The organism is Haloferax sp. SDI50, assembly GCF_059802635.1.
The window spans coordinates 563,546-583,127 of sequence record NZ_JBPULL010000001.1; the positions used below are offsets into that span (position 1 = coordinate 563,546).

The window sequence follows — 19,582 nt, forward strand, 5'->3', positions numbered from 1 at the left end:
GACGGTCGCGTCCGCGCCCGACGCCGTCTCGATTGCGGTACGTTCTCATGACAATCGCTACCGCGGAAAGCGTTTTCACGGTCGGTTTCCTACCCGCTTCCATGAGCGCGGATCGGGCTCTCTTGGACGAGGCCCTCGAGCGCGGTGAGGAAGAAGGCGGAAACGTCGAGTTCAAAGAACGCCTCACCCGCGCCGTTCACCTGTCCGACGGCCGGATGGAGTCGCTCGCGGCCCAACTCAGACACCGAGTGCTCTCCGGCGACGGCGTGGCGACCTACGTGGTCGGCGTCACCGACGACGGCGGCATCGCCGGCATCCCGCCGGACGACTTCTCCGAGACCATGGACGTGCTGTCGCTTCTGGCCGAGGAGGCCGGGGCGCACATCGAAGACGTGGAGACGTGGGGCGTCGGCGACTCGGCCGAACGCGGCCTCGTCGGCGTGGCGACCGTCCGCGAGGGCGCGATGCTCGACGTTGACGACGACCACATCGTCGTCGGCACCGCGGGGCACGTCGACCACGGCAAATCGACGCTCGTCGGGTCGCTCGTGACCGGACAGGCCGACAACGGCAACGGAAGCACGCGGTCGTTCCTCGACGTGCAACCCCACGAGGTCGAACGCGGCCTGTCGGCGGACCTCTCGTACGCCGTCTACGGCTTTTCCGACGACGGCCCGGTCCATATGCGCAACCCTCACCGGAAGTCCGACCGGGCGCAAATCGTCCAGGAGGCCGACCGGCTGGTGTCGTTCGTCGACACCGTGGGCCACGAACCGTGGCTCCGGACGACGATTCGCGGCCTCGTCGGCCAGCGCCTCGACTACGGCCTGCTCGTCGTCGCCGCCGACGACGGCCCGACGAGAACGACCCGCGAACACCTCGGCATCCTGCTCGCCATGGAGCTGCCGACGGTCGTCGCCATCACGAAAATCGACGCCGTCTCCGAGGAGCGCGCCGCCGAGGTCGAACGCGAGGTCGAGCGACTCCTCCGCGACGTGGGCCGGACGCCCCTGAGCGTCGAGCGCCACGGCGTCGAGGCCGCCGTCGAGGAGATAAGCGAGTCGGTCGTCCCGCTGTTCCCGACGAGCGCGGTCACGATGGACGGCCTCGGCGACCTCGACCGGCTGTTCGAGTCGCTCCCGAAGCGCAGCGCCGCCGAGGGCGACTTCAAGATGTACATCGACCGGACCTACTCGGTCACGGGCGTCGGCGCGGTCGCCTCCGGCACGGTCAACTCCGGGGCTGTCGAGGCCGGCGACGAACTCCTCTTGGGGCCGATGTCAGACGGCGAGTTCCGCGAGGTCGAGGTCCGCTCCATCGAGATGCACTACCACCGGGTCGACCGGGCCAACGCCGGCCGCATCGTCGGCATCGCGCTCAAGGGCGTCCGCGAGTCCGAAATCGAACGCGGGATGGTGCTCCTCCCGGCCGACGCGGAGCCCACGGCGGTCCGCGAGTTCGAGGCCGACGTGATGGTGCTCAACCACCCGACGCGGATTCAGGAGGGCTACGAGCCGGTCGTCCACCTCGAAACCATCTCCGAGGCGGCCGTCTTCCACCCCGACGGCGGACGACTCCTGCCGGGCGACACCGGCACGACTCGCGTGGAGTTCAAATTCCGTTCGTACTTCGTCGAGGAGGGCCAGCGATTCGTCTTCCGCGAGGGCCGGTCGAAGGGCGTCGGCACCGTGACGAAAGTCGACTAGAATCGCACGGGCGGCGATTCGAGTTCGTCCCCGCTGGCGGTCAGACTGACTCCTCGACCGCGGCGTAGCCGTCCGGTTTTCTCGCCGCCGCGTCGAACAGCACCGCCCAGTCGAGTAGGCGGGCGACTCTGTCGCGCCAGCGCGACTCCCACCCCTCCGGGTCGCGGTGGCGCTCCCAGTTCGGCACGGTCGGCTCGAACGCGTCGAACACCGCGTCCGCCGACATCGACTCGTCGTTGAGCGCGTCAAGCACCTCGCGCGCGCCGAAGACGTTCTCCTCGAACGCGCGCCGCAGGTCGTCTGGGTCGGGGTCGTCGCGGACGCGCTCGAAGCCGCGGCTCACCTCGCGGGCGAGCCCGAGCGACTGACAGAACACGAGCCAGTCGCGCCCCTCGTCGGGCGTCACGTCGAGTCGGGTCGCCACTCGGCCGCAGCAGTCGTCTTCGGAGCCCGGAATCAGCGGAACGGCGCGGTGGGCGTCCCACAGCCGGTCGAGGGCGTCCGGCGCGGGCGGGACCGGCTTGCGCCTCACAGCCCGAACGAGTCGGCGAGCACGTCCTCGTCGGTCTCGCCGAGGGTGTACGTCGGGCCGTTGACCACGTCGACCGTGACCTGCGCCGGGCCGAACACGTCGGGGTCGACCGCGCCGAAGTCCCAGTCGGCGTCCTCGAACAGCTGTTCGAACGGGACGCCGTAGTCCGGGCCGGCCGTGGAAATCGCGCGGTCGAACTCGTCGAAGTCCTCGCTGACGGTGACGTGGACGCGCCCGCCGTAGGCGACGGCGTCGTTCGTCCGGCCCATGGCGACGCTCTCGTCGTAGCTGACGGGCGCGAGCGGGGCGGAGCCGTTGATAGAGAGGACGTTCGTCGGGTCGTAGCCCGCTTCGAAGAGGTTGAACACGGCGAGTTCGGCGGCGCGGGCCGCGCCCGTGACGCTCCCGACGAGCGAGCCGGTCGCGTAGGTCGGCAGGAAGACGGCGCTCGGTTCGAGGCCGGTCGTCTCCGCGACGTGTTCCGCGACTTCGTCGGTCGGGAGGTCGATGCTCTCGACGGCGAGGACCGTCAGGTCGAACTCGTCGTAGTAGCCGAGGTGGTGGAACTCCTCTTCCTCGCCGACCAGCGCGCGCGCCGGTCCGGAGCCGAGGCCGTCGAAGTCGTCGAAGGTGAGCTCCCAGCCGGCCTTCTGCGAACAGAGCAGGGCCAGCGCGGGGCGGTCGGTGGAGAGTTCGACGTGCGGACGGGGCGTGCCGGCGACCTCGCTCATCCGCGTCTGTACCGTGGCGAGACCCGCGGTCTGAATCTCCGCGAGGAGCATCCCCGCTTCGACACCGCCGTCGGCGTCGACGCCGAAGTCGATGACCGTCGCACCCGAGTCGAGTTCGTAGCCCTCGATGCCGAGCTCTCCGGCGAAGTCGAGTGCCTCGTCGACCAGTTCGATGGCCATCCGATTGATGCTGTCCATGCGAGGCGATTGCGCGCCTTCGGCTAAAGGGTTTGTCAGTCACCCACTGCTGCGGGTCGCGTGGACGTGTCTCGTGTCTCGAACGCCGGACCCGCGCGGCGGGTCCGCGGGCCGTGACCGTGAGCCGCGACGCTACTCGCGGTCGCTTCTCGCTTCCCGTCCGAGATGGGCTTCGACGGCGTCGACCTTGTCGGCGGCCGTCTGGTCTTTCGTGCGCTTGTCGTCTATCTTCAGGAACGTGCTCACGCGGTCGCCGTCGACCGCCTTGTGGGCCGCGCCGACCGCCGCGAGCAGTTCGTCGATGTCGTCGGCCTCGATGACCGTCCCCATCGGGTTCGTCTCGTAAGACACCTCGAAGTCGTCGAGGGCCGCGACGGCCTTGGCGACCTCGCCCGACATGCTCCCTTCGACGACCGGTGCGACGCTCAACATGGCGATGACTGTCATGGCCGAACCAACGCGCCACGCGGTAGTAAAACGGGGTGACCTGTCGGCCGAATCGACGACGGAACCGACGAGGCTATCCCCTCGAACAGCCACAGATTCCGATATGTTCCAGAGCGAACTCACTCGGATGGCGCTCGTCGCGGGAGCGAACGTCGCCGGCGGGGTGACTCTCGGCTCGGCCATCGGCGGAGCGGTCGGCTACGCGGTGGAGTGGACCGTGACGGGTGCCGTGTTGGGGCTGGCGGTCGCCGTCTTCGCCGCCCGTCGGTAGCTCCCACCGCCGAGGGCCGCCACCACCGACAGCCGCCACCGCTGACCCGACCGCGCAGCGCGCTTTTCTCGTCTGCCGACGTATCAGCGCCCATGAATCCGCGCATGACGAGAGCGCTCACGCTCGGCCGGGCTATCGTGTACGAGGTGCGCACCGAGCGGCTCACCTTCATGGCGGGAAGCATCGCCTACGGGGCGTTCGTCTCGCTGTTACCGCTGTTTCTGCTCGTCCTTGCAGCCGTCTCCGCCACCGGCGACAGCGGTCTCCGCGAGGGCGTCATCGCCGTCATCCAGTCCGTCCTGACCCCCGGCGCGGGCGACGTTATCGTCGCCGAACTGGAGTCGTCGACCCAACTGGCGAGCCTCTCCGTCGTCGGGGCGCTCGTGTTGGTGTGGGGGACGCTCCGCATCTTCCGCGGTCTCGACACCGCCTTCTCGGACATCTACGAGTCGGAGGCGGCCAACACCTTCGCCGACCAGCTTTCGGACGGCATCGTCGTGCTCGTCACCGTCTCGCTCGCCGTCGTCGCCGGCGCGCTCATCGAGTCCGCGCTCCCGGCGCTCGACGGCGCACTCGGCTGGGTCGTCTACCGCGGCCTCCTCGTCGCCGTCCTGTTCGTGACGTTCTACCCGATGTACTACATCTTCCCCGACGAGGACGTGACCTCCCTCGAAGTCGTTCCCGGAACGCTCGTCGCCGCCGTCGGGCTGACGACGTTCGAGTCGCTGTTCCGGCTCTACGTCGAGTTCAGTAGCCGCGCCCCCGAGTCGAGCGTCGTCGCCGGCATCCTCGTCCTCCTGACGTGGCTCTACTTCAGCGGGCTCGTCATCCTCCTCGGCGCGGCCGTCAACGCGGTGCTGTCGAACCGCTCGCGCGACGTGAACGTCCGCCCGCTGTTCGGCGGCGTCCCCCTCGATTCGCAGACCGATGCGGTGACTCGCGGCGAGGTGACCGCGGCCATCGAACGACTCGACCGCCTCGTTGCGGCCGCTCCCGACGAGGACCTGACGCTCCGCGTCGGCGACGAGTCCGTCACGCTCCCCCGCCCAGAGCGGGTCGTCACCGACACCGAGACCAGCCGTTTCCTCCCGGAGGGACCCGTCAGACTGGAACTCAGATGGTCCTCGTGGCCTGACAGTCACGAGGAGTGACGACGGGCGTTTATGCGACTGGCGTGCGTATGCGACACTATGGCAATAAAGACACCTGCGCGACCGACCGAGCCGGCGCAACCGCTCGACGACGAACGAGCGCGGTGGGAGGCCGTCGAGACGACCGCCGAAACGGCGTCTCGCGCGGTTCGACCGCCGACCGTCGTCGAACATCAGCGACTGCCCGAGAAGGACTTCGGCGAGGCGCGACTCGTCTGGCGCTGCGACGACTGCGGCGAACTCGGGTCGCTGACGGCGTTCCCGGCGGCGTGTCCCGACTGTGGCGCGGGCCGCGAGGCGCTGTTCTACTTCACCGAGGACTGACCCGCTTCCCTCGGTCGAAGGCGGCCGGCCACCGGCCGACCGCGACCGTTTTCCCGCCGGGCGACGACCCGCGGGTATGTATCTCTCTCACCCCGTCCGTCGCATGCGCGACGACCCGCTCGACGACGAGGTCGCGGCACTCCGCGTCGAACCCGCGGACGACGCCCGTACCGCGCTCGAAAGCCGCGTCGAGTCCCTCGGCGGCAGCCTCGAACGCGAACTCCAGTTCGGCGGCGTCGTTGTCTCGCTCGCCGAGTCGGCCGTCTCCGACCTCTGCGAACTCGAGGGCATCGAGCGAATCGAGACGGTCGACACGCTCGGGTACTGATTCTTCGCCCACGCGTGCGCGGCCGGGACGGTCCGCTCGGGCATTAGTGTCAACTACTTAGTAGACTCCCTGCGGACGTGACGTATGGTTCGTCTGCCCTCCCGAACTGCGCGTGTGACCGGTGTCGTCGCCGCCGACCGCATCGCCCTCGTGACGTTCCCGACCGAATGATGAGCGTGCTCGCCGACCTCGGGGGCGTTCCCCTGCTCGTCGCGTACCTGTTGCTCCTCGCGGGCACGGCCGTACAGTATCGGCGCGGGAAGCTCTCCGGCACGCGGACGGTTCTCCTCGTCGGGATGTGTCTCACGTGGCTCTCGTACGCCCTCTTGCAGGTGACCCAGTCCGGGACCGTGCCGACGAGCACGCCTCTTAACTACGCTCTCGACGCGCTCGCCGTCGTCGTCCTCGTCGTCGGCGTGGGAGCGATGGTCTGGTGGTGGCGGGCGCGGGACGAATCGTGAGAGTTTCCGGGGGCGCGTCGCTGACTGAGTTGAGGTCAGAGAACTGCGTCGGCTGGGATTTGAACTCCACTCGCTCACTCGCGTTCGCTCGCTAGTTCAAATCCCAGCGGCTCACACACAACCTCACGAGACCGAGAGACACAGCGGTCCCTCGGAGGTTCGTGTTCGGTAGAAGTGCGTCGGCTGGGATTTGAACCCAGGTTGTGACCATGGCAAGGTCACGTGATACCACTACACTACCGACGCATGTGGTGGAAGTGCGCTGGCTGGGATTTGAACCCAGGTTGTGACCATGGCAAGGTCACGTGATACCACTACACTACCAGCGCAGTCCGTGTGTATCGTGGCGTGCTGCTGCGTTACTCGATAGTGTCGGGTTGATAAATAAGACTTGCGAAACGGGGGAGAAATCGGGCGACGGCGCGCCACCTGCTACCACGTGAGATTCGCCTTCGACGACCTGTCGCCGGCCGTGTAATTATGTACCACGCGACGTTCGCCAATCCCCCGCAAACTGGGTCGTGGGACGCTCTATCACCCCAGAATGGATTCGCTACTCTTTTAGGTAGGCCCCCGGTAGAAACGCCACAGTCTAGACGAGACGAGGATGAACCCGGCATGAAACTCAGCGTACTCGTGCCGTCCTCACTCGTCCGGGAAGCCGAAGACAAACGCGAGGCAACTCGCAAACTCGGCTACGTCGCCCGCGCGGCGGCGGTCTTCCGGGCGAACGAACTCGTCGTCTTCCCCGACGAAGACGGCGAGAACAACTGGGGCGGCGAGTTCGTCGAAACCGTACTTCGGTACGCCGCGACGCCTCCTTACCTCCGCAAGGAGGTCTGGGGCAAGCGCGACGAACTCCGCTACGCTGGTATCCTGCCGCCCGTTCTCGTGGCGTCTACGACCGCGGACGACTCCGACGAGTCGCCCGCGTTGCGAGAAGGAATCGTGACCGAGGTCGGACCTGACGACCGCGTTCGGGTCAATTGCGGAATGCAACACCCGATCTCCCTGTTCGTCCCTCCCGGGATGGACCTCACAGAGGGAGAGCGCGTCGCTGTCAGGATCTCTTCGCGAGAACCGGTCCGTGCGCGGATCGTCGACGAGCCCCTTCCGGGCTTCGACGTATCCCGCATGGACCTCACGGAAGCACTCGGCAGGCCGGATGCGGGCGTGCGAATCGCCACGTCTCGCTATGGCGAACCGCTGTCGGTCCCCACATTGGACGACCTGACGGCCCGCATCACCGATGCCGGCGGCATGACCGTCGTCTTCGGGTCGCCGGGCCGTGGGCTTCCGGACATGCTCGGGATGTCTCCCGAGGATGTTGCAGACGTCGAACCTTCCGTTGGTCCGGGGTTCGACCTCTGGCTCAATACGATTCCGCGACAGGGCAGCGAGGTCGTGCGAACGGAGGAAGCGATGTTCGCCTCCCTCTCTCCCCTGACACTCACGGAGTGAATCCATGCCACAACCAAGCAGACCACGAAAAGGCTCGATGGGCTTCAGCCCGCGCAAGCGAGCAGTCAAGGAGGTTCCACGCATCAAGTCGTGGCCGTCCGACGACGGCTCCCCCGCGCTGCAGGGCTTCGCCGGTTACAAGGCCGGTATGACCCACGTGATGATGGTCAACGACGAGGCAGACTCCCCCCGCGAAGGAATGGAGGAGTCCGTCCCGGTGACCGTCGTCGAGACGCCGCCGATGCGCGCCGTCGCCCTTCGCGCCTACGAGCAGACGCCGTACGGTATGAAGCCGCAGACCGAGGTCTGGGCGGGCGAGTTCCACGACGAACTCGACCGCGTCCTCGACCTGCCGGCAGAAGACACGTTCGACTCGGACGCCGACGCGCTTCGCGAGGCCGTCGAGGCCGGCGAAGTCGATGACCTCCGCGTCATCACGCACACGGTGCCCTCCGAGCTCGCGAACGTGCCCAAGAAGAAGCCCGACGTGATGGAGACTCGCGTCGGTGGCGGCTCCATGGTGGAGCGCGCCGACTTCGCCCTCGACCTCGTTGCCGAGGGCGGCGAACACGAGATGTCCGACGTGTTCCGCGCCGGCGAGTACCTCGACGCCGCGGGTGTCACGAAGGGTAAGGGTACGCAGGGTCCCGTCAAGCGATGGGGCGTCCAGAAGCGTAAGGGCAAGCACGCCCGCCAGGGCTGGAGACGCCGTATTGGCAACCTCGGCCCCTGGAACCCGTCCCGTGTCCGCTCTACGGTTCCGCAGCTCGGCCAGACTGGTTACCACCAGCGCACCGAGCTCAACAAGCGCCTCATCGACCTCGGTGAGGGCGACGACGCCTCCGTCGAAGGTGGCTTCGTCAACTACGGCGAGGTCGACGGCTCGTACGCGCTCATCAAGGGCTCGCTGCCGGGCCCCAACAAGCGCCTTCTGCGGTTCCGCCCGGCCATCCGGCCGAACGACCAGCCGCGCCTCGACCCCGAGGTGCGCTACGTCTCTACCGCATCGAACCAGGGTTAAACCATGCAGGCAACTATCCGAGACCTGAACGGCGACGACGCGGGCAGCATCGACCTGCCCGAGGTCTTCGAGACGGCTTACCGTCCGGACCTCATCAAGCGTGCCGTCATCGCCGCGCAGGCAAACCGAAAACAGCCGTACGGTGCCGACCCCTACGCCGGACTTCGAACCCCGGCAGAGTCCATGGGCAGCGGCCGTGGGATGTCCCACGACCCACGCCAGAACGGCGTCGCCCGACGCGTCCCGCACGCCGTCTCCGGCCGTCGCGCTCACCCGCCGAAGGCCGAGAAGGACCAGGGGAAGGAGATTAACACGAAGGAGCGTAAGCTCGCCGTCCGCTCGGCGCTCGCCGCCACGACGGACTCCGAGCTCGTCGCCGAGCGCGGTCACCGCTTCGACGACGACGTCGAGCTCCCCCTCGTCGTCTCCGACGACTTCGAGGACCTCGTCAAGACGCAGGAGGTCGTCGACCTCCTGCAGTCGCTCGGCGTCTACGACGACATCGAGCGCTCCGAGGAGAACAAGAAGGTCAAGAGCGGCCAGGGCAAGCTCCGCGGTCGCAAGTACACCCGTCCGAAGTCCATCCTCTTCGTGACGGCCGACGAGCCCTCGAAGGCGGCTCGCAACCTCGCCGGCGTCGACGTCGCCACCGCGGCGAACGTCTCCGCCGAGGACCTCGCGCCCGGCACCCACGCCGGTCGTCTCACCCTCTTCACCGAGAGCGCGCTCGAGGAGGTCGCAGAACGATGAGCATCATCGAACACCCGCTGGTCACGGAGAAGGCGATGAACCAGATGGACTTCGACAACAAGCTCCAGTTCATCGTCCACATCGACTCGACCAAGTCCGACGTCAAGTCGGAAGTCGAGTCGCGCTACGACGTGGCCGTCGAGAAGGTCAACACGCAGGTCACGATGAAAGGCAAAAAGAAAGCAACAGTTCGTCTCTCTGAAGACGACGACGCGCAGGAAGTCGCGTCGCGTATCGGGGTGTTCTAACCATGGGACGCCGAATTCAGGGCCAGCGTCGCGGTCGCGGTACGTCCACGTTCCGGGCGCCGTCGCACCGCTACAAGGCCGAACTGTCGCACAAGAAGTCCGAAGACAAAGACACCATCTCGGGAACGGTCGTCGGCATCGAGCACGACCCCGCACGCAGCGCGCCCATCGCCCTCGTCGAGTTCGAGGACGAACAGCGCATGATTCTCGCGCCCGAGGGCATCAGCGTCGGCGAAGAGCTTCAGATCGGCGTCTCCGCCGAAATCAAGCCCGGCAACACGCTGCCGCTCGCCGAGATTCCCGAGGGTGTTCCCGTCTGTAACGTCGAGCACCAGCCCGGCGACGGCGGGAAGTTCGCCCGCGCCTCCGGCGTGAGCGCGCAGTTGCTCTCGCACGACCGCAAGGTCGCTATCGTGAAGCTCCCGTCGGGCGAGGTCAAGCGCCTCAACCCCAACTGTCGAGCCACCATCGGCGTCGTCGCCGGTGGCGGCCGCACGGAGAAGCCGTTCGTCAAGGCAGGGAAGAAGTACCACAAGATGAAAGCGCGCGGTATCAAGTGGCCGCGCGTGCGTGGTGTTGCTATGAACGCCGTCGACCACCCGTTCGGTGGCGGCGGCCGGCAGCACCCCGGTCAGCCGAAGTCCGTCTCGCGGAACGCTCCGCCGGGCCGGAAGGTCGGTGACATCGCCTCCAAACGCACCGGTCGCGGTGGCAAGGGAGGTAAGTAACCATGAGTACGCAATACCGCACCGGCCGCGAAGGTGAGTTCACCTACCGCGGCTACACGCTCGACGAGCTGCAGGAGATGGAGCTCGACGAGGTCGCGGAACTGCTCCCCGCTCGTCAGCGGCGAACCATCACCCGAGGCCTGTCGGCCGAGCACGAGAAGCTGCTCGCGAAGGCTCAGGACAAGACGGAAGAGGAGACGGCTAACGCGCCCATTCGAACGCACCTGCGCGACATGCCGATTCTCCCCGAATTCGTCGGTCTCACCTTCGCCGTCTACACCGGTCAGGAGTTCGAGCGCACCCAGATTCAGCCCGAGATGATCGGCCACTACCTGGGCGAGTTCCAGCTGACCCGTAGCTCGGTCGAGCACGGTCAGGCCGGTATCGGCGCGACCCGGTCTTCGAAGTTCGTGCCCCTCAAGTAAACCATGGGAATCAACTACAGCGTCGAGGCCGACCCGGACACCACGGCCAAGGGTATGCTCCGGGACCGGCCCATCAGCATCAAGCACAGCAAGGCCATCTCCCGCGCCATCAAGGGGATGCCCGTCGCCGACGCAGAGGAGTACCTCGAAGCCGTCATCGACGGCGAGCGGTCGGTTCCGTTCAAGCAGCACAACTCCGGCGTCGGTCACCGAAGCGACATCGACGGCTGGGACGCGGGACGGTACCCCGAGAAGGCGTCCAAGGCGTTCCTCGAACTCCTCGAAAACGTTCGCAACAACGCGACCGAACAGGGCTTCGACGGACCGGCCATGGAGATCAAGCACGTCGCCGCCCACAAGGTCGGCGAGCGTCAGGGTCGCAAGCCCCGCGCCTTCGGTCGGGCGGACCCGTGGAACACCCCAATCTGTGACGTCGAACTCATCATCGAAGAGGTCGAGGAATAATGGCTGACGAACACCAATTCATCGAGAACGGACTGCAGCGGTCCCAAATCGACGAGTTCTTCGCGGAAGAGCTCGGTCGAGCGGGCTACGGCGGCATGGACGTCGCCAAGACGCCGATGGGCACCCAAATCGTGCTCAAGGCCGAAAAGCCCGGGATGGTCATCGGGAAAGGCGGGAAGAACATCCGTAAGGTCACCCGCGAACTCGAGGAGCGATTCAACCTCGACGACCCCCAGATCGACGTGCAGGAAGTCGACGAGCCGGACCTCAACGCCCGAATCGTCGCCGACCGCCTCGCCAACGCGCTCGAGCGCGGCTGGTACTTCCGTAAGGCGGGTCACACGACCATCGACCGCATCATGGACGCCGGCGCACTCGGCGCCGAAATCGTCCTCTCCGGCAAGGTCACGGGCGCTCGCTCCCGCGTGGAGAAGTTCAACCGCGGCTACATCAAGCACAACGGCGAGCCCGCACAGGAGATCGTCGACGAGGGCCAGGGCGTCGCAGTCATGAAGCTCGGCACCATCGGCGTGACGGTCAAAATCATCCCGCCGGGTGCGCGACTCCCCGACGACTTCGAAGTCGAGGAAGACGCCAACCCCGACGCGGTCGAACAGATCGAAGAGACCGAGAGCGTCGAGGACCTCCTCGAAGAGGAGCCGGAAGAGGTTCCGGACGTCTCCGAGGACGCCGACGCCGACGCCGAGACGGACGCAGTCGACGAAGACGTCGTCGAGGAAGCGGCCGCCGAAGCGGTCGAAGAAGAAGTCGTCGACGACGAAGCCGACGACGAGGAAGACGAAGCAGTCGAGGAGGTCGTCGACGACGACGAAGAACTCGACGAAGACGTCGCCGAAGAGGCGGCCGACCTCGTCGCGGAGATGGAAGACGAAGACGACGACGAAACGGAGGAAGAATAAATGGCGATCCTCTACACCGAAGAGATTCGCGACATGACGCCCGCAGAGCGCACCGCCGAGCTCGAAGAGCTCGAAACGGAGCTGCTCAACGCGAAGGCCGTGCAGGCCGCGGGTGGCGCGCCGGAGAACCCCGGCCGCGTCTCTGAACTGAAAAAGACCATCGCCCGAATCAAGACGATTCAGGGCGAAGAAGGCGACCTCGACGAAGAATAATGCCACTGACACCCGAGACCCTCACGCGACACGAACTCAACGGCCTCCACGTGGAGGTCGTCGACGCGGCGAACCCCGACCTCGTCGGGATAGCCGGTCGCATCGTCGTCGAGACGATGCACACGTTCATGGTCGACGACGGGTCTCGGGTGCGGCAGGTGCCAAAGCGAGGGGCGACCTTCGAATTTGCGATTCCGCGTACAGATGAAGCCGCCGACGCTACGAAGGCGTCGGGGACCGCGTCCAAACTTCGGTCGGATACTACTGGCGGATTTGATGCCAGTCAGTCTGATCGGCTCGCCGACTCATCATCGGCGGCTTCCCCTTCGGGGAATTGCGAGGGCGTGGCCTACGTTACGGTGGATGGCGCACAACTGCTCTCACGACCCGCCCTGCGCACCGAAACTACAGGTGACTCGAAATGGCGATAGGACTTGACGTTCCAATGCCTCCGGAACCTGACGATTCCGAGGCTTACGACTACGAAAAATGTCCGTTCTACGGCTCGCTCTCCGTCCGGGGTCAGACCCTGGAGGGGACAGTCGTCTCGACGGACATGGCAAAGACCGTCATCGTCGAGCGGGAGTACGACGTATTCGTTCCGAAGTACGACCGCTACATGAAGCGACGTTCCCGCATCCCGGCACACGTGCCGGGCGTGCTCGACGACGTCGCTGTCGGTGACGAAGTAACGATTGCGGAGACCCGACCTCTCTCGAAGACGAAATCTCACGTCGTCGTCGAGATTATGGGAGGTGACGAGTGATGGAAGCGCTCAAAGCGGACATCACCAAGGGTGTCGCCCGTGGCTCGCTTGTCACGTGCGCCGACAACACCGGCGCTCGTGAACTGAAGATTATCAGCGTCGCGGGTTACTCCGGCACGAAGAACCGCCACCCCAAGGCAGGCATCGGGGACAAGGTGACCGTCTCGGTCACCAAAGGTACCCCCGAGATGCGCCGCCAGGTGCTCGAAGCGGTCATCGTCCGCCAGCGGAAATCCATCCGCCGGCCCGATGGCACGCGTGTGAAGTTCGAGGACAACGCCGCCGTCATCATCGACGAGATGGAAGAGCCTCGCGGGACCGAAATCAAGGGTCCCGTCGCACGCGAAGTCGCCGAGCGCTTCGGGAGTATCGCATCGACGGCTACGATGATTGTATAGTATGACTCGACAACCGCGCAAACAGCGAACCCAGATTCGCGACGCGCCGCTCCACGAGCGGCAAAAGCAGGTCCGCGCACCGCTGTCGGCCGACCTCCGCGAGGAGTACGGCAGCCGTAACGTCCGCGTCAACGCGGGCGACACGGTCGAGGTGCTCCGCGGCGACTTCGCCGGCGAAGAAAGCGAAGTCACCGAGGTCGACCTCACCGACGCCGTCATCTACGTCGACGGTGTCGTCGTTGAGAAAGCCGACGGCGAGGAGGTCCCACGCCCCCTTCAGGCCAGTAACGTCCGCGTGACGGAACTGGACCTCGAAGACGACGTGCGCGAGGCCCGACTCAAGGAGGATAACGAATGACTCGACACCAGAAGCGACTGTCCGTACCGAAGTCCTGGCCGGTCGAGCGCAAGACAGGCACGTTCACGGTCAAGGCCGGAGCGGGTCCGCACGGCGAAGAGGGGGTTCCCCTCCTCATCGTCCTGCGCGACGTGCTCGGCTACGTGGACTCGAAGAAGGAGGCCCAGTACGCCCTCAACCACCAGAGCATTCTGGTCAACGGCAACGTGGCTTCCGACGTCCGCCGTCCCATCGGGATGTTCGACATCCTGGCGTTCGTCCAGCGAGAAGAGTACTACCGCGTCTTCCCCGACGAGGGAGGCCGCCTGGCGCTGACGCCCATCGACGCCGACTCGGCATCCAGCCGTCTCGGCAAGATCGTGAGCAAGACGCAGGTCACCGGCGGTGACTTCCAGCTGACGCTCCACGACGGTGCGACCCTCGTCGTCGAGGACGCCTCGGAGTACAGCGGCAAGGACTCCATCGTCGTCGACAACGAGACGAAGGACGTCGTCGCGCACTTCCCCTACGAGGAAGGCGCGCTCGTCACGGCCGTCAACGGGCGGCACTCCGGCGAAATCGGCGAAATCACCGAGATTATCGTCACGCCCGGCAGCGGGAACAACTCCGTTGTCGTCGAGACCGAAGACGGCGAGTTCGAGACGGTCGAACAGTACGTCGTCGTCATCGACGAGAACTTCACGGGTTCGGACGACGAGTCCGAAGCACGTCAGGCTGCTGACGGCGGTGATGACGAATGAGCGAGGCTGACTTCCACGAGATGCGCGACCCGCGCATCGAGAAGGTCGTCGTCCACATGGGCGTCGGCGAAGGTGGTCGCGAACTCGCCAAGGCCGAAGACATCCTCGAAGAGATCACCGGTCAGGAGAGCGTTCGCACGATCTCCGGCCGCGCCTCCCAGGACTTCGGCGTTCGCCGCGGCGAACCCGTCGGCGCGAAGGTCACCCTTCGCGGTGACACCGCCGTCGAGTTCCTCGAAACCGCACTCCCCATCGCGGACCTCTCTGTCTCGTCGTTCGACGAGACCGGTAACTTCGGCTTCGGCGTCGAAGAGCACACGGAGTTCCCGAGCCAGGAGTACGACCCGCAGATCGGTATCTACGGGCTGGACGTGACGGTCAACCTCGTCCGCCCCGGCTACCGAGTGAAAAAGCGCGACAAGCACTCTCGACAGATTCCGTCGTCCCACCGGATGACCGTCGAGGACGCCGTCGCGTTCATCGAGTCCACGTTCGACGTGGAGGTTGAAGAATGAGCGATAGCGAAACAGAACAGACGGGCGAGCACGCGTCCCGCCGCACCGGCCAGGAGAACGAGTGCCGGCGCTGCGGTCGAAAACAGGGACTTGTCAGCAAGTACGACATCAACCTGTGCCGCCAGTGCTTCCGAGAGATCGCCCGCGAGATGGGATTCAAGAAGTACCGATAAGCAATGGCTGACAACGACCCACTCAGTAGCGCGCTCTCCGGTGTGGACAACGCCGAGAGCGTCGGACACCTGTCCCACGAGATCCAGCCCGCCTCCAACATCATCGGCTCCGTCCTCGAGGTCTTCTACGACCGCGGGTACATCGACGGCTTCGAGTTCGTCGACGACGGCAAGGCCGGTCTGTTCGAGGTTGAACTGAAAGGCGCAATCAACGATTGTGGCGTCGTCAAGCCCCGGTATTCCGCCGGAGCCGACGACTTCGAGAAATGGGAGAAGCGATTCCTCCCCGCCCGTGACTACGGCGCGCTCATCGTCACGACGAGCCACGGCGTCATGAGCCACTACGAGGCCCGCGAGAAGGGCATCGGTGGCCAGATCATCGCCTACGTCTACTAGTACAATGAGCCGAATAGAAATCGAAATCCCGGACGAGGTATCCGCCGAGGTCAAAAACCTCGAGCTCACCATCGAGGGCCCCAACGGAAGCGTCACCAAGCGCCTCTGGTACCCGAACGTCTCGGTCTCTGCCGAAGACGGCGCTGTCGTCATCGAGAGCGACGTCGAGAACGCGAAGACCAACGCGACCATCGGTACCTTCGAGAGCCACGTGAACAACATGCTTCACGGCGCGACCGAGGGGTGGGAGTACAAGATGGAAGTCCACTACGCTCACTTCCCGATGCAGGTCAGCGTGGAAGGCAGCGACGTGGTCATCAAGAACTTCCTCGGCGAGAAGTCCCCGCGACGAGCGCAGATTCGCGGCGACACGGACGTACAGGTCGACGGCGAAGAACTCACCCTGACGGGCTCCAACAAGGAGGACGTCGGGCAGACCGCCGCCGACATCGAACAACTCACCCGCGTCAAGGACAAGGACACTCGCGTGTTCACCGACGGCGTGTACATCACCCAGAAACCGCAGACTGGTGATGCCTAATGTCGGAAGAAATCACCGAACTCGAAGACATCAGCGGCGTCGGCCCGTCGAAGGCCGACGCGCTCCGCGAAGCCGGCTTCGAGAGCGTCGACGACGTACAGGCCGCGAGCCAGTCCGAACTGGCCGAGGTCGACGGCATCGGGAACGCGCTCGCCGCGCGTATCAAAGCCGATGTCGGTGGCCTCGAGGTCTCCGACGAGGCCGAGGCCGAAGTCGAAGACGAGTCCGAAGCCGAGCCTGAGGAAGAGGAAGCCGAAGAGGTCGAGACGGAGCTTCAGCCCCGCGGTCACGCGGACAAGAAGCCCCAGCTCGACGACGAAACCGCGGAAGCCCTGGCGCAGAAGCGCCGCGAGGGCAAGCCGCAGTTCAACCGGCAGGACTACCACAAGAAGAAGCGCACGCCCACGTCGTGGCGTCGCCCCCGTGGTGGTCTCTCCAAACAGCGTATCGGAATCAAGGGCAAGGGCGCCAAGGTCGAGGCGGGCTACCGCACGCCGAAGGCCGCCCGCGGCCTTCACCCGTCGGGCTTCGAAGAGGTCCGCGTGTTCAACACGGACGACCTCGAAGGCATCGACGGCGATACGCAGGCAGTTCGTATCGCCTCCTCGGTCGGCGCGCGCAAGCGCGAGCGCATCGAGGAAGCGTGTGAGGACCGCGAGATTCGCGTCCTCAACCCCACCTACGTCGAAGTCGAGGTGGATAACTGATGACGGACCTCAAAGCGCAGAAGCGAATGGCGGCCGATGTCCTCGACGTCGGCAAGAGCCGAGTGTGGTTCGACCCCGAAGAACAGGCCGAAATCGCGGAGGCCATCACGCGCGAAGACATCCGTGAACTCGTCGACGAGGGCACGATTCGCGCCAAGGACGCCAAGGGCAACTCGAAAGGTCGCGCACGCGAGCGCGCCGCCAAGCGTTCCTACGGCCACCGCAAGGGTGCCGGCTCCCGCAAGGGTCGTTCCGGCGCTCGACAGAACAAGAAAGACGCATGGGTCAGCCGAATCCGCGCCCAGCGCCGTCGCCTGAAGGAGCTTCGCGAGGACGGAACGCTCGACCGTTCCCAGTACCGCACGCTCTACAACAAGGCGTCCGGTGGCGAATTCGATAGCGTGGACCGGCTCGAAGCATACATTCAGAACAACTACCAGGTGGAGATTCAATAATGGCGACCGGACCACGATACAAGGTTCCGATGCGGCGTCGCCGCGAAGTCCGGACCGATTACCATCAAAGGTTGCGCCTGCTGAAATCGGGCAAGCCCCGCCTTGTCGCTCGCGTGAGCAACAAGCACGTCAGGGCGCAGCTGGTCACTCCGGGCCCGCAGGGCGACGAGACCCACGCTGCAGCGACCTCTGCCGACCTCGACGAGTACGGCTGGGAAGCCCCCACGGGCAACCTCCCGAGCGCGTACCTCACGGGGTATCTGGCAGGTAAGCGGGCGCTGGCCGCCGGCGTCGAGGAAGCGGTCCTCGACATCGGCCTCAACACGGCCACGCCCGGAAACAAGGTCTTCGCGGTGCAGGAGGGTGCTATCGACGCTGGCCTCGAAATTCCCCACAACGACGCAGTACTCGCTGACTGGGACCGCAACCGCGGTGTCCACATCGCAGAGTACGCAGAGCAGCTCGACGAGCCGCTCTACAGTGGAGAGTTCGATGCCACGAACCTCCCCGACCACTTCGACGAAGTGCTCGGGAACCTTCAGGAGGACGAATGAGCAGCAATAACAACGGCTGGGAGCCGCGAACGCGGCTCGGCCGCATGGTGCAGAACGGCGACGTCACGTCGATGGACCAGGCGCTCGAGACGGGACTTCCGCTCAAGGAACCCCAGCTCGTCGACCAGCTCCTTCCCGGACTGGACGACGAGGTGCTCGACATCAACATGGTCCAGCGCATGACCGACTCCGGCCGCCGGGTGAAGTTCCGGTGTGTCGTCGCAGTCGGGAACCGTGACGGCTACCTCGGCTACGCTGAGGCCCGCGACGACCAGGTCGGCGGTGCCATCCAGAAAGCCATCGAGGTGGCGAAACTGAACATCATCAAGGTAGACCGCGGCTCCGGGTCGTGGGAAGACCGCGCAGGCGGCCTCAACTCCCTCTCGCGCAAGGCAGAGGGGAAGGCCGGCTCCGTGACGGTCCGTATCATCCCCGCCCCGCAGGGTCTCGGCCTCGCGGCCGCAGAGACCGTCCGGAACATCCTCGAACTCGCCGGCGTCCAGGACGCCTGGACCAAGAGCGACGGGAACACCCGGACCACGGTCAACCTCGCGAAGGCGACCTACAACGCGCTCAAGAATGCGTCGCAGTCCCGCACGCCGCGGCGCGCTCGTGAAGTCCGTCAGGAGGTGCGCGAATAATGCAGGCTATCGTTCAGCTTCGCGGTGAGGTCAACATCGCACAGGACATCCGCGACACGCTCACGATGCTCAACATCCACCGCGTGAACCACGCGACGTTCGTGCCCGAGACCGACGCCTACCGCGGGATGATTTCGAAGGTCAACGACTTCGTCGCGCACGGCGAGCCGAGCGTCGACGTCGTCGAGACCCTCATCAGCACGCGCGCCGAGCCCGAGGAGGGCGACGGCGACATCACCGACGAGTGGGTCTCCGAGAACACCGACTACGACGACGTGGCTGCGCTCGCGCAGGCCATCGTCGACGAGGAGACGACGCTGCGAGAGCAGGGCGTCTCCCCCGTGCTCCGTCTGCACCCGCCGCGCGGCGGCCACCGCGGACAGAAGCACGTCACCAAGGAAGGCGGCCAGCTCGGTAAGCACAGCACCGAACAGATCGACGAACTCCTGGAGGACATGCGATGACGTCCAAGAAGCGACGCCAACGCGGTTCCCGCACGCACAGCGGCGGTACGCACAAGAACCGACGCGGTGCCGGTCACCGCGGCGGTCGCGGCCGCGCCGGACGCGACAAACACGAGTTCCACAACTACGAGCCGCTCGGCAAGCACGGCTTCAAGCGACCGGATGTCCTGCAGGACGACATCGCTGAAGTCAAGGTCCAGAAGCTCGACGAGGACGCGGCGCTCCTCGCGGCCGACGGAGTCGCCGAGAAGGACGGCGACACCTACGTCATCGACGCCCGCGACGTGGCCGAGGACGGCTGGGAAGCGGACGTCGTGAAGGTGCTCGGCGGCGGGCAGGTCCGCAACGAACTGCACGTCGTCGCCGACGCCTTCACGGCCGGTGCCGTCGAACTCATCGAAGAGGCCGGCGGCGACGCCGAACTCTCCGAACGCGCGGAAGAAGCGGCTGAAGCCGAGGAATCGGCCGACGCCGACGAAGACGACGAGGAATAA

The 19,582-nt window shown here is 65.8% G+C and carries 33 protein-coding genes and 2 tRNA genes; 30 read left to right on the forward strand and 5 right to left on the reverse strand.

The window, feature by feature from the left end:
* Positions 1 to 101 precede the first annotated feature (101 nt).
* The gene (locus ACSR87_RS02925) at positions 102 to 1,706 is read left to right on the forward strand and encodes a GTPBP1 family GTP-binding protein (RefSeq protein ID WP_498529444.1); all 1,605 of its coding nucleotides are present in this window, start codon (positions 102 to 104) and stop codon (positions 1,704 to 1,706) included.
* Positions 1,707 to 1,746: 40 nt separating this feature from the next.
* On the opposite strand, the gene ACSR87_RS02930 is transcribed toward ACSR87_RS02925, so the two are convergent.
* The 3 genes from ACSR87_RS02930 to ACSR87_RS02940 form a co-directional block, all read right to left on the reverse strand.
* Entirely contained in the window at positions 1,747 to 2,238 is a 492-nt protein-coding gene (locus ACSR87_RS02930; protein WP_498529445.1) for a double winged helix-containing putative transcriptional regulator, read from the reverse strand.
* Positions 2,235 to 3,167 (reverse strand): methenyltetrahydromethanopterin cyclohydrolase, encoded by a 933-nt coding sequence (gene mch / locus ACSR87_RS02935; RefSeq protein WP_498529446.1) that lies wholly within the window; start codon positions 3,165 to 3,167, stop codon positions 2,235 to 2,237. Before mch ends, ACSR87_RS02930 begins: the two co-directional genes overlap by 4 nt.
* Positions 3,168 to 3,299: 132 nt before the next feature.
* Positions 3,300 to 3,614, reverse strand: coding sequence for an MTH1187 family thiamine-binding protein (locus ACSR87_RS02940; protein ID WP_004062408.1), 315 nt, complete (start codon positions 3,612 to 3,614; stop codon positions 3,300 to 3,302).
* Positions 3,615 to 3,717: 103 nt separating this feature from the next.
* Between ACSR87_RS02940 and ACSR87_RS02945 the strand changes: the two genes are divergently transcribed.
* From ACSR87_RS02945 to ACSR87_RS02965, 5 genes are all read left to right on the forward strand, one after another.
* Complete coding sequence (locus ACSR87_RS02945; RefSeq protein ID WP_155821754.1) at positions 3,718 to 3,885, forward strand: hypothetical protein; 168 nt, start codon at positions 3,718 to 3,720, stop codon at positions 3,883 to 3,885.
* A gap of 92 nt (positions 3,886 to 3,977) precedes the next feature.
* Complete coding sequence (locus ACSR87_RS02950) at positions 3,978 to 5,036, forward strand: YihY/virulence factor BrkB family protein (RefSeq protein ID WP_115802877.1); 1,059 nt, start codon at positions 3,978 to 3,980, stop codon at positions 5,034 to 5,036.
* A 39-nt stretch (positions 5,037 to 5,075) separates the two neighbouring features.
* Positions 5,076 to 5,360 carry a DUF7130 family rubredoxin-like protein gene (locus tag ACSR87_RS02955; protein WP_498529447.1) on the forward strand — a complete coding sequence of 95 codons (285 nt, stop codon included), beginning with the start codon at positions 5,076 to 5,078 and terminating at the stop codon, positions 5,358 to 5,360.
* Between the two features lie 76 nt (positions 5,361 to 5,436).
* Positions 5,437 to 5,688, forward strand: coding sequence for a hypothetical protein (locus tag ACSR87_RS02960; RefSeq protein ID WP_498529448.1), 252 nt, complete (start codon positions 5,437 to 5,439; stop codon positions 5,686 to 5,688).
* Between the two features lie 170 nt (positions 5,689 to 5,858).
* Positions 5,859 to 6,149 (forward strand): hypothetical protein, encoded by a 291-nt coding sequence (locus tag ACSR87_RS02965; protein WP_498529449.1) that lies wholly within the window; start codon positions 5,859 to 5,861, stop codon positions 6,147 to 6,149.
* Positions 6,150 to 6,324: 175 nt separating this feature from the next.
* Here ACSR87_RS02965 and ACSR87_RS02970 read toward each other — a convergent pair.
* A tRNA-Gly gene (locus tag ACSR87_RS02970) sits at positions 6,325 to 6,395 on the reverse strand.
* Between the two features lie 12 nt (positions 6,396 to 6,407).
* A tRNA-Gly gene (locus tag ACSR87_RS02975) sits at positions 6,408 to 6,478 on the reverse strand.
* Positions 6,479 to 6,767: 289 nt separating this feature from the next.
* Here ACSR87_RS02975 and ACSR87_RS02980 point away from each other — a divergent pair.
* From ACSR87_RS02980 to ACSR87_RS03095, 24 genes are read left to right on the forward strand one after another with little or no spacing between them, the layout of a single operon-like run.
* Entirely contained in the window at positions 6,768 to 7,610 is an 843-nt protein-coding gene (locus tag ACSR87_RS02980; protein WP_498531024.1) for a putative RNA uridine N3 methyltransferase, read from the forward strand.
* A 4-nt stretch (positions 7,611 to 7,614) separates the two neighbouring features.
* Entirely contained in the window at positions 7,615 to 8,631 is a 1,017-nt protein-coding gene (locus ACSR87_RS02985; RefSeq protein ID WP_004062414.1) for a 50S ribosomal protein L3, read from the forward strand.
* A gap of 3 nt (positions 8,632 to 8,634) precedes the next feature.
* Positions 8,635 to 9,381 carry a 50S ribosomal protein L4 gene (gene rpl4p / locus ACSR87_RS02990; RefSeq protein ID WP_042663554.1) on the forward strand — a complete coding sequence of 249 codons (747 nt, stop codon included), beginning with the start codon at positions 8,635 to 8,637 and terminating at the stop codon, positions 9,379 to 9,381.
* Positions 9,378 to 9,629, forward strand: coding sequence for a 50S ribosomal protein L23 (locus ACSR87_RS02995; protein WP_008575837.1), 252 nt, complete (start codon positions 9,378 to 9,380; stop codon positions 9,627 to 9,629). Before rpl4p ends, ACSR87_RS02995 begins: the two co-directional genes overlap by 4 nt.
* A 2-nt stretch (positions 9,630 to 9,631) precedes the next feature.
* Positions 9,632 to 10,357, forward strand: a complete 726-nt coding sequence (locus ACSR87_RS03000) for a 50S ribosomal protein L2 (protein ID WP_004042612.1) — start codon at positions 9,632 to 9,634, stop codon at positions 10,355 to 10,357.
* Between the two features lie 2 nt (positions 10,358 to 10,359).
* A complete protein-coding gene (locus ACSR87_RS03005) occupies positions 10,360 to 10,782 on the forward strand; it encodes a 30S ribosomal protein S19 (RefSeq protein ID WP_004042610.1) in 423 nt (140 codons plus the stop codon).
* Positions 10,783 to 10,785: 3 nt separating this feature from the next.
* Entirely contained in the window at positions 10,786 to 11,247 is a 462-nt protein-coding gene (locus ACSR87_RS03010; RefSeq protein WP_004042608.1) for a 50S ribosomal protein L22, read from the forward strand.
* A complete protein-coding gene (locus ACSR87_RS03015; RefSeq protein ID WP_498529450.1) occupies positions 11,247 to 12,167 on the forward strand; it encodes a 30S ribosomal protein S3 in 921 nt (306 codons plus the stop codon). The genes ACSR87_RS03010 and ACSR87_RS03015 overlap by 1 nt, the downstream gene beginning before the upstream one ends.
* Positions 12,168 to 12,380: a 50S ribosomal protein L29 gene (rpmC, locus tag ACSR87_RS03020; protein ID WP_004062417.1), complete on the forward strand. Its 213-nt coding sequence runs from the start codon at positions 12,168 to 12,170 to the stop codon at positions 12,378 to 12,380. It begins immediately after the preceding gene.
* Positions 12,380 to 12,811 (forward strand): ribonuclease P protein component 1, encoded by a 432-nt coding sequence (locus ACSR87_RS03025; RefSeq protein ID WP_498529451.1) that lies wholly within the window; start codon positions 12,380 to 12,382, stop codon positions 12,809 to 12,811. The genes rpmC and ACSR87_RS03025 overlap by 1 nt, the downstream gene beginning before the upstream one ends.
* The gene (locus ACSR87_RS03030) at positions 12,802 to 13,146 is read left to right on the forward strand and encodes a 30S ribosomal protein S17 (RefSeq protein WP_013035359.1); all 345 of its coding nucleotides are present in this window, start codon (positions 12,802 to 12,804) and stop codon (positions 13,144 to 13,146) included. The genes ACSR87_RS03025 and ACSR87_RS03030 overlap by 10 nt, the downstream gene beginning before the upstream one ends.
* Entirely contained in the window at positions 13,146 to 13,544 is a 399-nt protein-coding gene (locus tag ACSR87_RS03035) for a 50S ribosomal protein L14 (protein ID WP_004042597.1), read from the forward strand. Before ACSR87_RS03030 ends, ACSR87_RS03035 begins: the two co-directional genes overlap by 1 nt.
* 1 nt (position 13,545) lies before the next feature.
* Entirely contained in the window at positions 13,546 to 13,902 is a 357-nt protein-coding gene (gene rplX / locus ACSR87_RS03040; RefSeq protein ID WP_004042593.1) for a 50S ribosomal protein L24, read from the forward strand.
* Positions 13,899 to 14,642: a 30S ribosomal protein S4e gene (locus ACSR87_RS03045; RefSeq protein ID WP_008575832.1), complete on the forward strand. Its 744-nt coding sequence runs from the start codon at positions 13,899 to 13,901 to the stop codon at positions 14,640 to 14,642. The genes rplX and ACSR87_RS03045 overlap by 4 nt, the downstream gene beginning before the upstream one ends.
* Entirely contained in the window at positions 14,639 to 15,157 is a 519-nt protein-coding gene (locus ACSR87_RS03050; protein ID WP_498529452.1) for a 50S ribosomal protein L5, read from the forward strand. Before ACSR87_RS03045 ends, ACSR87_RS03050 begins: the two co-directional genes overlap by 4 nt.
* Positions 15,154 to 15,330, forward strand: a complete 177-nt coding sequence (locus ACSR87_RS03055) for a 30S ribosomal protein S14 (protein WP_004042587.1) — start codon at positions 15,154 to 15,156, stop codon at positions 15,328 to 15,330. Before ACSR87_RS03050 ends, ACSR87_RS03055 begins: the two co-directional genes overlap by 4 nt.
* Positions 15,331 to 15,333: 3 nt before the next feature.
* Positions 15,334 to 15,726, forward strand: a complete 393-nt coding sequence (locus tag ACSR87_RS03060) for a 30S ribosomal protein S8 (protein ID WP_004042581.1) — start codon at positions 15,334 to 15,336, stop codon at positions 15,724 to 15,726.
* 4 nt (positions 15,727 to 15,730) lie between these two features.
* Positions 15,731 to 16,267 carry a 50S ribosomal protein L6 gene (locus ACSR87_RS03065; RefSeq protein WP_004042575.1) on the forward strand — a complete coding sequence of 179 codons (537 nt, stop codon included), beginning with the start codon at positions 15,731 to 15,733 and terminating at the stop codon, positions 16,265 to 16,267.
* Complete coding sequence (locus ACSR87_RS03070) at positions 16,267 to 16,974, forward strand: 50S ribosomal protein L32e (protein WP_498529453.1); 708 nt, start codon at positions 16,267 to 16,269, stop codon at positions 16,972 to 16,974. Before ACSR87_RS03065 ends, ACSR87_RS03070 begins: the two co-directional genes overlap by 1 nt.
* A complete protein-coding gene (locus tag ACSR87_RS03075; protein ID WP_004042571.1) occupies positions 16,974 to 17,429 on the forward strand; it encodes a 50S ribosomal protein L19e in 456 nt (151 codons plus the stop codon). Before ACSR87_RS03070 ends, ACSR87_RS03075 begins: the two co-directional genes overlap by 1 nt.
* Positions 17,429 to 17,983, forward strand: a complete 555-nt coding sequence (locus tag ACSR87_RS03080; protein ID WP_004062419.1) for a 50S ribosomal protein L18 — start codon at positions 17,429 to 17,431, stop codon at positions 17,981 to 17,983. The genes ACSR87_RS03075 and ACSR87_RS03080 overlap by 1 nt, the downstream gene beginning before the upstream one ends.
* The gene (locus ACSR87_RS03085) at positions 17,980 to 18,624 is read left to right on the forward strand and encodes a 30S ribosomal protein S5 (protein ID WP_004042565.1); all 645 of its coding nucleotides are present in this window, start codon (positions 17,980 to 17,982) and stop codon (positions 18,622 to 18,624) included. The genes ACSR87_RS03080 and ACSR87_RS03085 overlap by 4 nt, the downstream gene beginning before the upstream one ends.
* Positions 18,624 to 19,088, forward strand: a complete 465-nt coding sequence (locus ACSR87_RS03090) for a 50S ribosomal protein L30 (RefSeq protein ID WP_498529454.1) — start codon at positions 18,624 to 18,626, stop codon at positions 19,086 to 19,088. The genes ACSR87_RS03085 and ACSR87_RS03090 overlap by 1 nt, the downstream gene beginning before the upstream one ends.
* Positions 19,085 to 19,582, forward strand: coding sequence for an uL15m family ribosomal protein (locus ACSR87_RS03095; protein WP_498529455.1), 498 nt, complete (start codon positions 19,085 to 19,087; stop codon positions 19,580 to 19,582). Before ACSR87_RS03090 ends, ACSR87_RS03095 begins: the two co-directional genes overlap by 4 nt.

What these genes read in the sequence shown, in the direction of transcription:
- ACSR87_RS02965 (WP_498529449.1), top strand. Translation starts at nt 5,859, where the DNA reads ATGAGCGTGCTCGCCGACCTCGGGGGCGTTCCCCTGCTCGTCGCGTAC.
- rpmC (WP_004062417.1), top strand. Translation starts at nt 12,168, where the DNA reads ATGGCGATCCTCTACACCGAAGAGATTCGCGACATGACGCCCGCAGAG.
- ACSR87_RS03035 (WP_004042597.1), top strand. Translation starts at nt 13,146, where the DNA reads ATGGAAGCGCTCAAAGCGGACATCACCAAGGGTGTCGCCCGTGGCTCG.
- ACSR87_RS03090 (WP_498529454.1), top strand. Translation starts at nt 18,624, where the DNA reads ATGCAGGCTATCGTTCAGCTTCGCGGTGAGGTCAACATCGCACAGGAC.
- ACSR87_RS03075 (WP_004042571.1), top strand. Translation starts at nt 16,974, where the DNA reads ATGACGGACCTCAAAGCGCAGAAGCGAATGGCGGCCGATGTCCTCGAC.
- ACSR87_RS03070 (WP_498529453.1), top strand. Translation starts at nt 16,267, where the DNA reads ATGTCGGAAGAAATCACCGAACTCGAAGACATCAGCGGCGTCGGCCCG.
- ACSR87_RS03025 (WP_498529451.1), top strand. Translation starts at nt 12,380, where the DNA reads ATGCCACTGACACCCGAGACCCTCACGCGACACGAACTCAACGGCCTC.
- ACSR87_RS02995 (WP_008575837.1), top strand. Translation starts at nt 9,378, where the DNA reads ATGAGCATCATCGAACACCCGCTGGTCACGGAGAAGGCGATGAACCAG.
- ACSR87_RS02985 (WP_004062414.1), top strand. Translation starts at nt 7,615, where the DNA reads ATGCCACAACCAAGCAGACCACGAAAAGGCTCGATGGGCTTCAGCCCG.
- ACSR87_RS03065 (WP_004042575.1), top strand. Translation starts at nt 15,731, where the DNA reads ATGAGCCGAATAGAAATCGAAATCCCGGACGAGGTATCCGCCGAGGTC.
- ACSR87_RS03085 (WP_004042565.1), top strand. Translation starts at nt 17,980, where the DNA reads ATGAGCAGCAATAACAACGGCTGGGAGCCGCGAACGCGGCTCGGCCGC.
- ACSR87_RS03080 (WP_004062419.1), top strand. Translation starts at nt 17,429, where the DNA reads ATGGCGACCGGACCACGATACAAGGTTCCGATGCGGCGTCGCCGCGAA.
- ACSR87_RS02945 (WP_155821754.1), top strand. Translation starts at nt 3,718, where the DNA reads ATGTTCCAGAGCGAACTCACTCGGATGGCGCTCGTCGCGGGAGCGAAC.
- ACSR87_RS03060 (WP_004042581.1), top strand. Translation starts at nt 15,334, where the DNA reads ATGGCTGACAACGACCCACTCAGTAGCGCGCTCTCCGGTGTGGACAAC.
- ACSR87_RS02980 (WP_498531024.1), top strand. Translation starts at nt 6,768, where the DNA reads ATGAAACTCAGCGTACTCGTGCCGTCCTCACTCGTCCGGGAAGCCGAA.
- ACSR87_RS02925 (WP_498529444.1), top strand. Translation starts at nt 102, where the DNA reads ATGAGCGCGGATCGGGCTCTCTTGGACGAGGCCCTCGAGCGCGGTGAG.
- ACSR87_RS03095 (WP_498529455.1), top strand. Translation starts at nt 19,085, where the DNA reads ATGACGTCCAAGAAGCGACGCCAACGCGGTTCCCGCACGCACAGCGGC.
- rpl4p (WP_042663554.1), top strand. Translation starts at nt 8,635, where the DNA reads ATGCAGGCAACTATCCGAGACCTGAACGGCGACGACGCGGGCAGCATC.
- ACSR87_RS03010 (WP_004042608.1), top strand. Translation starts at nt 10,786, where the DNA reads ATGGGAATCAACTACAGCGTCGAGGCCGACCCGGACACCACGGCCAAG.
- ACSR87_RS03000 (WP_004042612.1), top strand. Translation starts at nt 9,632, where the DNA reads ATGGGACGCCGAATTCAGGGCCAGCGTCGCGGTCGCGGTACGTCCACG.
- ACSR87_RS03030 (WP_013035359.1), top strand. Translation starts at nt 12,802, where the DNA reads ATGGCGATAGGACTTGACGTTCCAATGCCTCCGGAACCTGACGATTCC.
- ACSR87_RS02955 (WP_498529447.1), top strand. Translation starts at nt 5,076, where the DNA reads ATGGCAATAAAGACACCTGCGCGACCGACCGAGCCGGCGCAACCGCTC.
- ACSR87_RS02940 (WP_004062408.1), bottom strand. Translation starts at nt 3,614, where the DNA reads ATGACAGTCATCGCCATGTTGAGCGTCGCACCGGTCGTCGAAGGGAGC.
- ACSR87_RS03015 (WP_498529450.1), top strand. Translation starts at nt 11,247, where the DNA reads ATGGCTGACGAACACCAATTCATCGAGAACGGACTGCAGCGGTCCCAA.
- ACSR87_RS03050 (WP_498529452.1), top strand. Translation starts at nt 14,639, where the DNA reads ATGAGCGAGGCTGACTTCCACGAGATGCGCGACCCGCGCATCGAGAAG.
- ACSR87_RS03055 (WP_004042587.1), top strand. Translation starts at nt 15,154, where the DNA reads ATGAGCGATAGCGAAACAGAACAGACGGGCGAGCACGCGTCCCGCCGC.
- ACSR87_RS02950 (WP_115802877.1), top strand. Translation starts at nt 3,978, where the DNA reads ATGAATCCGCGCATGACGAGAGCGCTCACGCTCGGCCGGGCTATCGTG.
- mch (WP_498529446.1), bottom strand. Translation starts at nt 3,167, where the DNA reads ATGGACAGCATCAATCGGATGGCCATCGAACTGGTCGACGAGGCACTC.
- ACSR87_RS02960 (WP_498529448.1), top strand. Translation starts at nt 5,437, where the DNA reads ATGTATCTCTCTCACCCCGTCCGTCGCATGCGCGACGACCCGCTCGAC.
- ACSR87_RS03045 (WP_008575832.1), top strand. Translation starts at nt 13,899, where the DNA reads ATGACTCGACACCAGAAGCGACTGTCCGTACCGAAGTCCTGGCCGGTC.
- rplX (WP_004042593.1), top strand. Translation starts at nt 13,546, where the DNA reads ATGACTCGACAACCGCGCAAACAGCGAACCCAGATTCGCGACGCGCCG.
- ACSR87_RS03005 (WP_004042610.1), top strand. Translation starts at nt 10,360, where the DNA reads ATGAGTACGCAATACCGCACCGGCCGCGAAGGTGAGTTCACCTACCGC.